Genomic DNA, 14,051 nt, shown 5'->3' with positions numbered 1-14,051 from the left:
CGTCATCAGAAGTGTAGCGCGCATCAGTAAAAAAGCGACATCTGTCCTTAACTAAATTTAATTAGTTGATTTTCAAAATAAAAATTCAAAAAAAACAGATGTTAACCCGTGCGAAGAAGTGACGCGGCCATTCAGGGTACGCCTTTTCGAATGCAGGCCAGCAATAGCGTGGCGCTGTGGGGCATCGGATGCGCTACACGGGTCAGGATGCCGATGGGATCGCCCATACCCGATATTTTAACAGGTAACGTACACAGCATCCCCTGGCGCAAATCTTCTTTTACTGCGCCGGATGGAACAAACCACACATATGGATAATTCAGCGTTAGCTGGCGTGAAAGCGAGGCTGACAGGGTTTCCACACAGGCGGCAGGCAGCTTACAACCCTGGCTTACAAGCAAAGTTTCGGCTATCTGGCGTGGCGCAGTGCCCGCCGGCGGGACAATTACCGGCCATTCCATTACCTGTTTCAGCGTAATGGTAACGTTGAGCAATGGGTGCTCAGGGCGTACAACCAGCTTCAGGGTTTCCCGAAATAGCGGTTCATAGCTAAGTCCGGCCATCAATTCAGGATCGGCCACACGGCCAATGCCCAAATCAATTTCGCCTGTTTTCAACCCTGCCAGCAGCATGGCGTTGCTCATGGCCGCTACCTGTATTGTTACGCCGGGATGACTGGCGTGGAAGGGGCCGATAATGGCGGGCAAAATACCGGGGGCCGCCGTGGGCAGAGCGCCAATACGCACCACATCGGCGCTCTGGTCGCCAGGAGATTTCAATGAAAGCGCGGCATGGTTAAGAGCATCGAGCACTCGTACGGCGTGGGTCAGAAACTGTTCACCCTTTAATGTAAGCTGCGCGCCAAGGCGCCCGCGTTCAAACAGGCGTGTGCCGGTTAGTTGTTCCAGTTCATTAAGTGTCTTAGACAGTGCGGGCTGGCTGAGATGAAGCGTTTCAGCCGCGCGTCCCAGCGTCCCCTGCTGAGCGACAGCGACAAAGGTATGGAGGTGGCGTAAGCGGATACGCTGGCTAAAGAGGGTATTTTTATCCATAGCTAAAGGTAAAAACAGTAGGGGGGGCGAAACAAGGACATTTACTTAATTTTGTTAACCTGTTTGCAAATTAAAATTAACATAAAGGCGATGGCGGCTGAAAAACGCGTTCTGTCCCGGGTGAGCAAAACTGGCTAAGCCTGCATTTTGGAAGGGAGATGTTTTGTCACGTCCTGGCCCGCGCTGGAAAGAAGATCACAAAATGCAAATAATTCTTCTTCGTATCTGCGGGCGGACTACGCTTTCCAGTGACATATTCGGTAAAAAAATGGGATAACTAAACAATCCACTGGAGGCGTAGCACAATGACGAATACCGTCACGGCAGATTACATCCGGGAGATATTTGCTCAGGCGATGTCGGCCATGTATCAGCAAGAAGTTCCTCAATACAGTACTTTGCTGGAGCTGGTGGCGGATGTGAATCTCAGCGTGCTGGAAAATTCTCCGCAGCTTCATCAGCAGTTGGCGAATGCAGGAGAGCTTGCCCGGCTGAACGTGGAGCGCCACGGCGCTATTCGCGTCGGCACTGCGCAGGAACTTGCGATGCTGCGGCGTATTTTTGCCATTATGGGTATGTATCCTGTGGGCTATTACGATCTGTCGCAAGCGGGCGTGCCGGTACATTCCACTGCATTTCGCCCAATTGATGATGCGTCGTTGGCGCGCAATCCGTTCCGGCTGTTTACCTCGCTGTTGCGTCCTGAACTTATTGAAGATGAAAAGCTGCGTCGGCGCGCGCAAAGTATTCTGGCAAAGCGTGACATCTTTACCCCGCGCTGTCGCGAACTGCTGGCGTTGCATGAGCAACGCCAGGGATTTAGCGAGCGGCAGGCGCAGGCGTTCGTTACCGAAGCGCTGGAAACTTTCCGCTGGCATAACCATGCCCTGGTGGATGCCGCCACCTATGAGTCGCTCTCCCGGGCGCACAGGTTGGTTGCCGACGTGGTGTGTTTTCGCGGTTGTCATATCAACCATCTTACGCCACGTACGCTGGATATTGATCGTGTCCAGGCTATGATGCCGGATTGCGGTATTACGCCTAAAGCCGTCATTGAGGGGCCGCCGCGGCGTGAGCGGCCCATTTTGCTACGCCAGACCAGTTTCCAGGCGCTTGAGGAGCGCATCATATTTCATGGCGACAGCCCGGGCGCCCACACCGCCCGCTTTGGCGAAATCGAACAGCGCGGTATGGCGCTAACGCCGAAAGGGCATGCGTTGTACGACAGACTGCTGTTTGAAGCCGGAAGCGGTGTCGATAACTTTAGCCACCAACTGCGCCTACAGGAAGTATTTCGCCCCTTCCCGGACGATGAAAACGAAATCATACGCCAGCAACTGGGTTATTTTCGCTATCGCCTGACGCCTGCGGGCGAGGGTCATCGCCACGCTATTCATCCTGCAAAGGATGTGTGTCGCCTGATAGAGCTCGGCTGGATCGAGGCTCATCCTGTTACCTATGAAGACTTCCTGCCGGTGAGTGCGGCGGGTATTTTTCAGTCCAGTTCCGGCGATCGTACAAAAATGCTGAACGCGGGGCGAGCCAGCCGTGAGCGCTTTGTCGCCGCCCTTGGCTGCCCGCCGCTGGATGCGTTTGCGCTGTATCAGGAGGCGGAAAATCGTAGTAAACGGCGTTGCGGTCTATTGTAAACGCGGTAATCTGCGTGGGTACAAAATTAAGGACGGTTGTATGGAAAACCCACGCTTCCCCATTGTCACGCTTTCTCAGGGCCAGTTGGCCGGTACGCTCGACAACGGTATTGCCGTTTGGCGCGGCATTCCCTATGCTCAACCACCTACCGGAGAAGGGCGCTGGCGCGCGCCGCGGCCGGCTACGCCGTGGGAAGGGGTAAAAATGGCCGATAAATTTGGGCCGTCGCCGTGGCAGGACGCGCAGACGTGTTGTGAGGTCGGCGGCGGCGATCCGGGTGTCTTTTCAGAAGACTGCCTGTACCTCAATGTCTGGGCGCCTGCCGCGCGTAGTACGCCGCTGCCGGTCATGGTTTGGCTGCACGGCGGCGGTTTTACCCTTGGCGCGGGTAGTTTGCCGCCCTATAACGGCGACGCGCTGGCCGCGCGAGGCGTTGTGCTGGTCACGCTCAACTATCGCCTGGGGCATCTTGGTTTCTTCGCGCACCCGGCGCTTACCGGAGAGGATCCGCTCGGTCAGACCTGTAATTTCGGGCTGCTGGATCAGATTGCCGCGCTGGCCTGGGTGCGCGATAACATAGCCCATTTTGGCGGCGATCCCGGCAATGTCACGCTGTTTGGCGAATCTGCCGGCGCGCGTAGCGTACTGTCTTTGCTGGCTTCGCCGCTGGCGGGCGGCCTGTTTCATAAAGCGATTATTCAGAGCGCCTATACGCTCAGCGATGTCAGTCTCGATAAGGCGCTAACGCAGGGCGTCGCCGTGGCGCAGCATTTTGGACTCAGGAACGCCACCGCCGATCGTCTACGCGCGCTTCCGGCGCAAGCGTTTTCTCAGTTGGCTTCGCCGCTGAATATCGGCCCTGCGCCGGTTTGCGGCGATCGGGTATTGCCTGTCCCCATGCTCGACGTCTTCTTTGCCGCACGTCATCATCGGATGCCGGTAATGGTGGGTAGTAACAGCGATGAGGCCAGCGTTATGGCGGTATTTAACGTTAATGCTGAAAAAGAAATTCAGCGTATACGTCGTGAAGACAGGTTTGGTCTGGGGCTTATCAGGTTATTGTATCCCGGCGTGCGTCGCGATGAAGAGCTGGGGCGCCAGGTGTGTCGGGATATGGTCTTTACGACAATGGGTTATGTCGTCATGCAGGCCCAGCAGCGGCTTGGGTTGCCGTGCTGGCGATATTGGTTTGATTATGTCTGCGAGTCTGAATATTCAACCTGTCCCAGCGGCGCCGGGCATGGCGATGAAGTGGTCTATGCATTTGATAACCTACACCGCACGCCGCCCGCCAGCGCCTGTGTCAGCGCACAGGATATTGCGTTTGCCGGCCAGGTGGCGGATTACTGGGTTGCTTTTGCCCGCCATGACATGGCCGCCCCCCCGGTATTGCCAGGCCCGGTTGCCTGGCCTGCAAGCGTACGCGGCGTCGATCGCCTGCTGCGCATTGGCCTTAACCGACGCGCGGGCTTTCGTATCGAAAAACATTTTATGCGCGCCAGAATGGCGCTGTTTAAGCGCGTGATGAAACGCCACGTGAGTCTGGATAAGTGAGTATGTACAAGGATTTTTTCCTGTTTGCGCAGCGCCAGCCCGCTTTCCAGTAAAATATTTACCACACAAGCACATTTTTTATTTGTAGAAATGAATAAACGGCTTGTGTTTATTGTTGTAAAAAATAACTCTGTTGTCTGCGATATACTTCCTGTAAATCGCACTTCCGGATTGAGATTACGCTGATCTGATGAGTTGGCGTTTTTTTATTTATGTTTAATCCTTGAAGGCGCGCCGTTAAGCAACTGGTACACTATCAGCGTGCCGGTATTTATGCTGCCGCCGGGAACTGATTATTCACGACCTGCCTCAACGAAAATAAAAACATAGAGGTTTCAACGTCATTAAGATTAACGATTTTGTATTCCGCTATGCTAATTTATTTTTAAAATATTAACTGGAAATTTTTGTTATATTAAACTCAGTTTGGTTGGGTAATTTCCACCAGGAGAAATTTAAACACATAATGATTAATCTGTTTAAGGTGGTAGGGAAATGATATTTATTTTTTTGACAGGTATAATGCCGGTAAATTTTTAAAGTGAAACTCTCTGTTAAAACGGGAGCGTTGCGGTATGTCTGTATTTTCCAGGCCCACACTATTTTATTCAAACCATGCTGATAATCATTATCTCAGTTATTGCCATACTCCCGTTCGCTTTAACCGGCGTAAAAGTGGTGTAGCCAGGCCGAAGCCTGCCATTTATGAACAACCGAACGCGCTGCGCTATCCGTATCCGTTGCGGCAAACTACACGCCGAAGCGCGCCATTATTTCAGACGGACCTGGTAGCGTGGGCTGATGCCGTTTATGGGTAATGCGCCTGTGCGTGACGGCGGAGTGAATAGCTGGCGTAGCGCTGAAACGTTTGCCGTGCTGGCCGCCATTGCCGCATTGTTTCACGATTTCGGCAAAGCCGGGCGCTGTTTTCAACAATCGCTGGCCGGCACTGGGAAATTTCGTTTTCAGCCCTATCGCCATGAATGGATTTCGCTGCGCCTGTTTGAGGCATTTGCGGGGCAAAAAAGCGATGATGAATGGCTGGCAAAACTGGGGCAATTATCCAGCGCTGATGAGAAACCGCTGCTGGCGAAGCTGGTTAAAGACCATCCGGACAGGCGTATTTGCCCCGTGAGCGGGCAGGCGCTGAACGCCAGCCCGCTGCGCAGCCTGGCGCCGCTTGCGCGCGCCGTTGGCTGGCTTATTCTCTCACATCACCGCCTTCCGCAGGCGCGTACCGGGGAGCCTGATATTGCATACTGTCGCCAGTGGCTGGAAAATCAGCTTAATCCAGACTGGAACTCGTTGAATCACAAGAAGTTTAAAACGCGTAAAATTTTTGAAACTGTCTGGACCTTCCCACAAGGAACGCCGCTGCGCAGCCGTACCTGGCGGCATAAGGCGCAACAGGTCTCAAGGCAGGCGATGAAACTGCAAGTGTTGCGCGGCGCCGGCGAGCAGGGCTGCCTGTTTACTCAGCATATGGCGCGCCTGACCTTAATGCTGGCCGATCACCATTATTCGGCGCAGCCCGCTGCGCCGGCGTGGCGGGATGAAAACTATGTCGTCTGGGCTAACGGCGCTAAAAGCGGGGGATTGCGGACGATGCATCAGCGGCTGGACGAACACCTTTGCGGCGTGGCGCACTATTCGATGCTGATTGGGCGTATGCTGCCGCGCGCAATGGCCCTGTTGCCGGCTATCGGGGAGCAGCCGGGTTTTTGCGAGCGGATCGTTGATAAACGCTACCGCTGGCAGAACAGCGCCTGGGATGTGGCGTTTGCGCTGCGCGCGCGTAGCCGACGGCACGGTTTTTTCGGCATTAACATGGCCTCTACAGGGTGTGGCAAAACCTTCGCCAATGCCCGCATTATGTCTGCGCTGTCAGATCCTCACAGGGGCTGTCGCTTCAGCGTTGCGCTTGGGCTACGCACGCTGACTCTGCAAACTGCCAGCATGCTGGAAAAAAGGCTGGGTTTAAGCCATGACCTGTTAGCGGTGCTGACCGGTTCGACGGCGGCGCGAGAGCTTCATGACCCCCCTTTGCCCGAACCGGATGACGGCAGCGACAGCGCCGACGCGATGCTGGAGGAGAGCGATGATGTACATTTTGCCGGCGTTGTTTGCGCAGGCCCGCTCGGGGAATGGCTGAATAAAGACCCGCGCGTAGCGCGGATGGTATGCGCGCCAGTGCTGGTCACCACGATAGATCACCTGATGCCTGCGGTTGAAGGCGTAAGCGGCGGTAGACAAATTCCGGCTATGTTGCGTCTGTTGAGCAGCGATCTGGTGCTCGACGAACCGGACGATTTCGATCCTGCCGATTTACATGCCCAGTGTCGGCTGGTTCACTGGGCCGGTATGCTGGGCGCTCGGGTGTTGTTGTCATCGGCAACGCTACCCCCGGCGCAGGTAGAAACGCTGTTTAGCGCCTATTGCGAAGGGCGGCGCGCATGGCAGCGTGAATGCGGCGACGCGGGAGTGTCGTTGAATATTTGCTGCGCCTGGTTTGATGAATATGGATCAACGGCCCGGGATGCGGCGAGTGATGAGACTTTTAGTATGGCGCATCGTGAGTTTGCCCTGCTTCGCGCCAGCCGCCTGTCTGAACAAAAGCGCCTGCGGCTGGGAAATATTGTGCCGGTCAGGGCCGCTGCTGCCGGTCGCCGTGGCGCAATTGACGCCGTTGCCGCTGAAGTGCAGCGCCAGATGCTGCGTCTGGATGCAGATCATCATGACCGCCACCAAAGCGGCAAAACCGTCTCGTTGGGGATAGTGCTTCTCGCCAATATTGACCCGCTGGTGGCCGTGGCCCAAACGTTAATGGCGCAGGCGTCGCCGGACGGCTGCTGTATACATTACAGTATTTACCATAGCCAGCACCCGCTGGCGGTGCGCTCATTTATTGAAAAACGGCTCGACAGGGCATTTGATCGTCGCGATCCGGCGCAGTTGTGGCAGTTGCCGGAAGTCAGCGCGGCGCTGTCCGACAGTCTGGCGCGGCGCCATCTCTTTGTCGTGCTGGCCACATCCGTGGTTGAAGTGGGGCGCGACTGGGATGCGCACTGGGGCATTATCGAACCCAGTTCTATGCGTTCACTTATTCAGTTTGCCGGACGCATACAGCGCCATCGTGCAATAGCGCCCGCCTCGCCGAACCTGATTATCCTTGGACGTAACATTAACGCGCTTAGCGGACGTAATCCGGCTTACTGCCAGCCGGGTTACGAAACCCTGAAATGGTCATTGCCCAGCCATGACATGCAGGATTTGCTGCCGGAGGCTGCCTGTCGGGGCATCAACGCGCTGGCGCGCATTGCGGAGAATAACGATGATAATGCCTTCGCCGCGCTGGAACACCGGCGGCTCAGAGCGGAACTGTTAGGTCAGGATGAGATGAAAGCGCCGGCGGCTGCGCTCTGGTGGCGTGCGCCCGTGACCTGGTGCGCCGAGTTACAGCGACGTCGACCGTTTCGCTGCACTGGCCCCCAGGCGCAGTTTTTTATTCGTATGTCGAACAACGACGATATACCCGCATTTTTTTTTAAAACCGAAACGGGAAACTGGAAAGCATCGGAGCGATTTATACGCTGCGAACTCACGATGGGCGAAGGCGTAAAGCCGTGGTTTCGTATTGATTACAATGTCGTACTAACAGCGCTTGCCGATGAACGAAAAATGACGCTGACGGCAGTATCGGAACGTTATGGTGAAGTAACGCTGCGTGTGCATAAACGAAGTAGTGCGGATCCGTGGTGGTTTCATCCGTTGTTGGGCGTGTTTCGCACGCCTGATTAAATATCACCGCGCGTCGCCGCGTTTGTTTCGATGAAACGTATTGCGCTGGTTTGAATAAAGAAGGCGCATAATATCTGGAAAAGTTTCATGCCCATTAATGTCCTGTTTAACGATGCGTCGTGAGGAGACTTATCTCGCAAAAAATAAAATGCGTTTTTTCTGACACTGCTAATTAGCTCAATGTTCTGGATAATAAATCATTGTACTTACAAGCGGGTGTTTGCGTTCGTAGAAAAAACTTATTTTTTTATTTCACTGTATTTTGATACCAGCGCGTTTGGGAGAAAATATGTCGCAGGATGCTCTGACTGCCTTTATTGCTGATTATATATTTAAGCGACGCCAGTCAAAACTGGCGCTTTTTGATAAAAATGCAGCGTTGCGGCTGGCGGGGGCAAGCGCCAGTCAGCAGGCCGTTATTGCACAACAGCGTTGTGAACTGGAACAGCGTTATACGCCGCAGAACTGGCTGACCGATGCCGCCAGCCGCGCGGATCAAATTGCGCTGGTTACTCATGCGGCGAAATTCACCCACGGCGATTCTAAAAGCAGCAGCGTCTACTGCGAGGCGCAGACGGAAGGGGGCTATCTGAGCAGTGCGGCACTGAAAGCCCCCGTGTTGGATGTGGTCGGCAACGCCGCTGCGCTTGACGTGGCCAAATTTCTGCAAACGGAAATTGCGGGCGACTCACTCCTGGCATGCCTGAAACGCGGCGACGTCTCTGCTCTGAGCGCTTATGCTGAAACGCCGCAGCAGCTCAACGAGTGGGTAACGGGTTTTTCTCGCGCGCTGGCCGTGGGCAAACCGTCTTCTCACCGCCTGGCAAAACAGGTCTATTTTCCGGTGGGCGCCGGCTATCACCTGTTAGGCCCCCTGTTTGCCAGTTCGCTTGCGCATGCGGTTTACCAGAAAATAGCGGCGCTGCGTTCCGGCGAAGACGCAAAAGATATCCGGCAGGCGCTGCGTGAGAAAAAATGGCATCCCAGGCCGCTGGTGGCTTTCCCTCAGTTGGCTGAAATGCGCTTTGGCGGCACTAAACCGCAGAATATATCGGCGCTTAACAGCGCGCGCGGCGGCCGAACCTGGCTGCTGCCTTCGCGCCCTCCCGAATGGATAACGGCACGCAAACCGCCGCAGAATCTTCACTCTTTTTTTGCCGCCGGCGGCCGTTACGACCTGGAGGCAACGCCGGCGTTATGCCGCATCGCAGGGTTAATTACCGGCGCAGGGGAGAATAAAAACTGCCGTATCCGCCGTATGCGCGACGGTTATATCGATGAGTTAATCGATGCGTTATTTGCAATGGCGGCAGAACTTCAGCAAACGGCGTGGCAGGGATGGAGTCTGGGATGTCCAAAACTGAAACAGCATCAGCAGCTTTGGCTCGATCCGGGGCGGATAAAAAACGAAGACGCGTTTGCGCAGGCGCGTGAAAAAGACGACTGGCAGCATGCCGTCGCGGAGGATTTCGCCCGCTGGCTCAATCATCGCCTGCGCCAGTTTTTGCCGGACGTCGGTTTAGTTGAAAAATGCGAATGGCAGACCTGGCCGCGTTTTCGTCAACAGCTACGCGTCATGGAAAAAATTATCAGGGAGGCGTTAAAGTGAGCTCGCTTATTATACTGCATCGCCTGCGGGTGGAAAACGCCAATGCCGTTGCAGGCCTGACTTACGGCTTTCCGGCAATGACCCACTTTCTCGGCTTTACTCACGCGCTCTCGCGCAGGCTTAACAACAGCCATTCGCTGCGGCTTGATGGCTGTGCGGTCGTCTGCCACGCCTGTCAAATACACGCGCATGCATCGGGGCGCGATTATCGATTCGCGCTTATGCGTAATCCGCTTACCAGAGAGGGGAAAACCGCGCCGTTTAATGAAGAAGGGCGGATGCATATGACCGTTTCGCTGCTGATGGCCTGCCATGGTGAAATCGCAAACGGCGAATATGGTCAAAACGCGCTCGCCGACTATCTTGCCCATCTCTGTCCGACTATGAAACTTGCTGGCGGTACTATCGTGGGCAGTACGCCGCCACATGTCGAGGTGCTTGACTGGCCGGAGAATACGCAAGCGTTGCGCCGCATTCAGTGGCGGTTGATGCCGGGGTTTGCCCTGCGCGATCGCAGCGCCTGGCTTGTCGAACATCTCCAGGCGCTGCGTCTTGAAGATCCGCAGGCCACGCGGCTCGACGCCTGGCTGGATTTCGCCGCGCTGAAAATGCGGGCCGAACTGCCGCAGTCCTGCTCGCCCGATTCAGGGGCGAGCGCTGCATGGCGCTACATGCCAAAGCCGCTGCCCGGCTATCTGGTCCCAATAATGACCGGCTGGCAGAGAATTTCGCCGCTTTACGCGCCGGGCGAGGTTGTCAACGCGCGTGATGCGCAAACGCCATTTGCCTTTGTCGAAGCCGTTTACGGAGTGGGGGAATGGTGTGGGTTGCACCGCGTTCGCGCGATTGAAGACATTCTCTGGCGCTATCACACCACAGGTTCAGGCTACTACTGCGGCGCTACGGAACCTGCGCTGCATTGCGTGGAACATTTCGACTAAAAGGACAGATTATGGCTAAGGCATCCGATGCTGTAAAAACCGCGTCTGTGCTGGCATTTGAACGCAAGCTGGCGACATCAGATGCGATGATGTATGCCGGTTGCTGGCAGGGAGAACAGTGGCAGCCGGTGGTAATAAAAGAGAAAGCCGTGCGCGGCACGATTTCAAACCGTCTGAAAAACGCGATTGCCTGCGATCCGGTTAAGCTTGACGCTGAGATTCAAAAGCCGAATCTACAGCGCGTGGATACGGCGGCGCTCAGAGCCGATGCAGATACTCTGAAAGTAAATTTTACCCTGCGCGTGTTAGGCAACCTCTGCACGCCGTCGGTGTGTAATGACCGCATTTATCAGCAAGCGCTTGAACGGGTGATTGCCGGTTACATTGATGAACACGGCTTTTGCGAGCTGGCCCGCCGTTATGCCTGTAATCTGGCGAACGGGCGTTTTTTGTGGCGTAACAGGGTGGGGGCGGAGCAGATTCGCATTTGCGTCACCTGCGGTCGCAATAGCTGGGCGTTTAACGCGTATGACTATTCATTGCGAGAATTTTCATCCGGCAATGCCGGACTGGCCCCGCTGGCCCAGGAAATTGAAAAAGGCCTGAGCGGTAAACACGCCGTGCTGTTGCAGGTGGAAGCGCAGGTGCTGATGGGGGCAGGTCAGGAAGTGTTTCCGTCTCAGGAACTGGTGCTTGACGCCAATAGCAGCAAAAGCCGCTTTCTTTATCAGGTAGATAATGTGGCTGCGATGCATGCGCAGAAAATTGGCAATGCGCTGCGCACTATTGATACCTGGCACCCTAAAGTGGCTGAACTGGGGGCAATTGCTATCGAACCATACGGCGCGGTAACCAGCCGTGGCGTAGCCTGTCGTCAGCCGAAAGAAAAGCTTGATTTCTATACGCTGCTGGATGACTGGGTAATAAAAGGCAAAGCGCCTGACGTGGCGCAACAGCACTATGTTATGGCCGTGTTGATCCGCGGCGGGGTGTTTGGCGAAAAAGGAGAGTAAGGAGAGGCGTAATGAACAGTTATCTCAATATTCGCGTACTTCGGGATCCTGAGTTTTCAACAGAAGCGCTAATGGCGGCGCTGTTTGCCAAGCTTCACCGCGCGCTTGGCGCCAGGGGCAGGGGCGACATCGGCGTCAGTTTTCCCGAGTATTCGCGCACGCCCGGATCGGTACTGCGCCTGCACGGCACGGCGGTTGCGCTGAGCGAACTGGAAGCGACCCGCTGGCGCGCCGGGTTGGGTGACTATTGCCACGTTACTGATATCGCCCTCGTGCCTGCGGGCAACCGCTGGCGCACTGTCAGACGGGTACAGGTCAAAAGCAGTCCGGCACGGTTGCTCAGTCGGTCGGTGCGAAAGGGATGGCTCAGTGAGGCGCAGGCGCAAGAGCGACTGGCGAGCGCCCAGCCACAGCAGAGTGATCAGCCATACCTTAACCTGAAAAGCCTCTCCAGCGGCCAGCACTTTCGCCTGTTTATTTGCCACGGAGAGCTGTTGAGCGCGCCGGTTGTCGGGCGATTTAGCAGTTACGGCCTGAGCGCCCGGGCGACCATTCCGTGGTTTTGACTAACGGATAAAGCCCAGCCCCGTTTGCTTTTGTCATTGCAAAGTGCGGGTTTGCTCACGGCTGTGTTATGTCGTAAAAACAATAATGTTAACCAATAAATATATATTTTAGTTGACTGTCGTACAGGCAGCTTAGATATGTTTAAAGTTTTTATATCCGATGTGATGCGTTGACTGCCGCACAGGCAGCGTTATACCCACGCGGCGCTGATACTGTGCTGCGTATATTTCTTGCGTCTGCGTGCGGCCAGTGCCGCTAAGCTATCATCAGATGCCCAGGTTTGCCGGGCAAATGGCCTGCTTTAGCGTAACAAAAGCTGGCTGCGACAGGCGATGGGCTGGCCGCACTATGTTGGCGCTACGGGGCGATTTCCCGTTGCGCCGCCGTGATTTCGCCAAAACGGATAATCCAATAACCTTTTGTTTTAAAAAAGTTGTTTTTAAATTTTTTAGTGAAAATTTTGACTATAGCCTTTTATACTTCTTTTTGACGCTGGTCATCCGCCTGGTAATTTCTTAAAATGCATTTAAAATACCACTTTAAACGTTAAAAATGTGGGTAAGACAATGTCTTTGCGCCAGCGAAAGCTCCTGAGCCCCCGGCGGGAAGAATTGGTATGGCGCCTGATATTATTGGGCTAAGGTGGGCGTGGCGTTATGCGGCGACTATCTGGCCTGCCGTTCTGGCAATGTGCCGATTGGCGCGACTGTCGCTCTCCGGGCGCGGCTGGCGAGGGCGTTTATCTGGCGCACGCTGTGCTGTTTGATAGCGCAACACCCGAGTCAGCCGTTGGAATACCTCTTTTCGGCGTTTTTCGCTCGGCCTGGCGTTTTGTCCCAGCGGCTGGCGTTGCCGCTGTTTATTTTCTCCGGCCTGATTATTGGGGGCTTATCGTAGGCAACCTTGCGCTGCTGGCGCAGGGCAAATTGCGCTTTTACGTACCGCACCCTGAACGTTCTTTACAAAAGGAAAACTTATGACCGTCCGTGACGCAAACTACTTCACAGATAAATATGGCCTGACGCTTACGCACTCTGAAGTGCTCAATGCCGCCACCCTTATTGCGCCAGGCAAAGCGCTGGATCTGGGCTGCGGAAACGGTCGCAACAGCCTCTATCTTGCGGCGAACGGCTTTGATGTCACCGCCTGGGATCGCAATGCCGCAGGCATTGAGAATATGCGCCGTATTGCTGCTGCAGAGGGGCTGGAAGAGCATCTGCGCAGCGATATTGTCGATCTTAATACTGTGCGCTTTGACGGCGACTACGACTTCATTCTTTCCACTGTCGTGATGATGTTCCTGCAACCGCAGACAATTCCGGGGCTGATTAGCAATATGCAGCGCACTACGCGCAGCGGTGGCTACAACCTGATTGTTGCGGCTATGGATACCGATGATTTTCCGTGCACGATGGGTTTCCCGTTCACCTTTCGTCGCGGAGAGTTGAAAAAGTATTACGAAGATTGGGAACAGGTAAAATACAACGAGGATGTCGGCCAGCTTCACCGTACGGACGCCGACGGCAACCGCATCAGGCTGCGCTTTGCTACTATCCTTGCGCGTAAACCTTAATTCCGCGCCTGTTAGCGTGTTAAGCGCTGTAAAAAATCCAGTGATTTTTTACAGCCTGATTTTCTCGCTAAAGCGCTGCGCAGGCATCAACAATGACGTGAAACCCGATCGCCTCACAAAGGTAGTATGGTGCTTTATTACCTGCCGCCATGCTCCCGAGGCGTAAGTTTGTCATTAGCCCAGTATAAATATCTGCTCATTAAAGGCCGCCGCCGGGCGCATTAAGAAAACGATGCATTAGTTCATTAGCGAAAAAAGCGCCAGAACCAGCCTTTAAGCGTGAACGGGTAACAC

General features: G+C 54.9%; 10 protein-coding genes. 9 read left to right on the top strand and 1 reads right to left on the bottom strand.

Going from position 1 to position 14,051, the window contains the following annotated elements; translation table 11 throughout:
• Positions 1-131: 131 nt before the first annotated feature.
• Positions 132-1,052, bottom strand: a complete 921-nt coding sequence (locus JJB97_RS09575) for a LysR substrate-binding domain-containing protein (protein WP_238713799.1) — start codon at positions 1,050-1,052, stop codon at positions 132-134.
• Positions 1,053-1,357: 305 nt separating this feature from the next.
• On the opposite strand from JJB97_RS09575, the gene hglS reads away from it, so the two are divergent.
• The 9 genes from hglS to tehB all read left to right on the top strand — a co-directional run bounded on the left by hglS (position 1,358) and on the right by tehB (position 13,757).
• Entirely contained in the window at positions 1,358-2,701 is a 1,344-nt protein-coding gene (hglS, locus tag JJB97_RS09570; protein WP_238713798.1) for a 2-oxoadipate dioxygenase/decarboxylase HglS, read from the top strand.
• A 40-nt stretch (positions 2,702-2,741) separates the two neighbouring features.
• The gene (locus JJB97_RS09565) at positions 2,742-4,256 is read left to right on the top strand and encodes a carboxylesterase/lipase family protein (RefSeq protein ID WP_238713797.1); all 1,515 of its coding nucleotides are present in this window, start codon (positions 2,742-2,744) and stop codon (positions 4,254-4,256) included.
• An 810-nt stretch (positions 4,257-5,066) separates the two neighbouring features.
• A complete protein-coding gene (gene cas3f, locus JJB97_RS09560) occupies positions 5,067-8,054 on the top strand; it encodes a type I-F CRISPR-associated helicase Cas3f (protein ID WP_238713796.1) in 2,988 nt (995 codons plus the stop codon).
• Between the two features lie 289 nt (positions 8,055-8,343).
• The gene (gene csy1 / locus JJB97_RS09555) at positions 8,344-9,663 is read left to right on the top strand and encodes a type I-F CRISPR-associated protein Csy1 (protein WP_238713795.1); all 1,320 of its coding nucleotides are present in this window, start codon (positions 8,344-8,346) and stop codon (positions 9,661-9,663) included.
• A complete protein-coding gene (csy2, locus tag JJB97_RS09550; RefSeq protein ID WP_238713794.1) occupies positions 9,660-10,604 on the top strand; it encodes a type I-F CRISPR-associated protein Csy2 in 945 nt (314 codons plus the stop codon). The genes csy1 and csy2 overlap by 4 nt, the downstream gene beginning before the upstream one ends.
• A gap of 11 nt (positions 10,605-10,615) precedes the next feature.
• A complete protein-coding gene (gene csy3, locus JJB97_RS09545; protein ID WP_238713793.1) occupies positions 10,616-11,617 on the top strand; it encodes a type I-F CRISPR-associated protein Csy3 in 1,002 nt (333 codons plus the stop codon).
• Between the two features lie 11 nt (positions 11,618-11,628).
• Positions 11,629-12,183, top strand: a complete 555-nt coding sequence (cas6f, locus tag JJB97_RS09540; protein ID WP_238713792.1) for a type I-F CRISPR-associated endoribonuclease Cas6/Csy4 — start codon at positions 11,629-11,631, stop codon at positions 12,181-12,183.
• 649 nt (positions 12,184-12,832) lie between these two features.
• Complete coding sequence (locus JJB97_RS09535; RefSeq protein ID WP_238713791.1) at positions 12,833-13,081, top strand: hypothetical protein; 249 nt, start codon at positions 12,833-12,835, stop codon at positions 13,079-13,081.
• Between the two features lie 79 nt (positions 13,082-13,160).
• Complete coding sequence (gene tehB, locus JJB97_RS09530) at positions 13,161-13,757, top strand: tellurite resistance methyltransferase TehB (RefSeq protein WP_238713790.1); 597 nt, start codon at positions 13,161-13,163, stop codon at positions 13,755-13,757.
• The last annotated feature ends 294 nt before the right edge of the window (positions 13,758-14,051 follow it).

This window comes from Tenebrionibacter intestinalis (assembly GCF_016632365.1).
Taxonomy (GTDB): Bacteria; Pseudomonadota; Gammaproteobacteria; order Enterobacterales; family Enterobacteriaceae; genus Tenebrionibacter; species Tenebrionibacter intestinalis.
Note: the sequence above shows the minus strand (reverse complement) of the source record. Positions and strands in the feature narration are given on the sequence as shown.

Coding starts and splice junctions, on each gene's coding strand:
- hglS (WP_238713798.1), top strand. CDS start 1,358: ATGACGAATACCGTCACGGCAGATTACATCCGGGAGATATTTGCTCAG.
- cas3f (WP_238713796.1), top strand. CDS start 5,067: ATGGGTAATGCGCCTGTGCGTGACGGCGGAGTGAATAGCTGGCGTAGC.
- JJB97_RS09575 (WP_238713799.1), bottom strand. CDS start 1,052: ATGGATAAAAATACCCTCTTTAGCCAGCGTATCCGCTTACGCCACCTC.
- JJB97_RS09565 (WP_238713797.1), top strand. CDS start 2,742: ATGGAAAACCCACGCTTCCCCATTGTCACGCTTTCTCAGGGCCAGTTG.
- csy3 (WP_238713793.1), top strand. CDS start 10,616: ATGGCTAAGGCATCCGATGCTGTAAAAACCGCGTCTGTGCTGGCATTT.
- cas6f (WP_238713792.1), top strand. CDS start 11,629: ATGAACAGTTATCTCAATATTCGCGTACTTCGGGATCCTGAGTTTTCA.
- tehB (WP_238713790.1), top strand. CDS start 13,161: ATGACCGTCCGTGACGCAAACTACTTCACAGATAAATATGGCCTGACG.
- csy1 (WP_238713795.1), top strand. CDS start 8,344: ATGTCGCAGGATGCTCTGACTGCCTTTATTGCTGATTATATATTTAAG.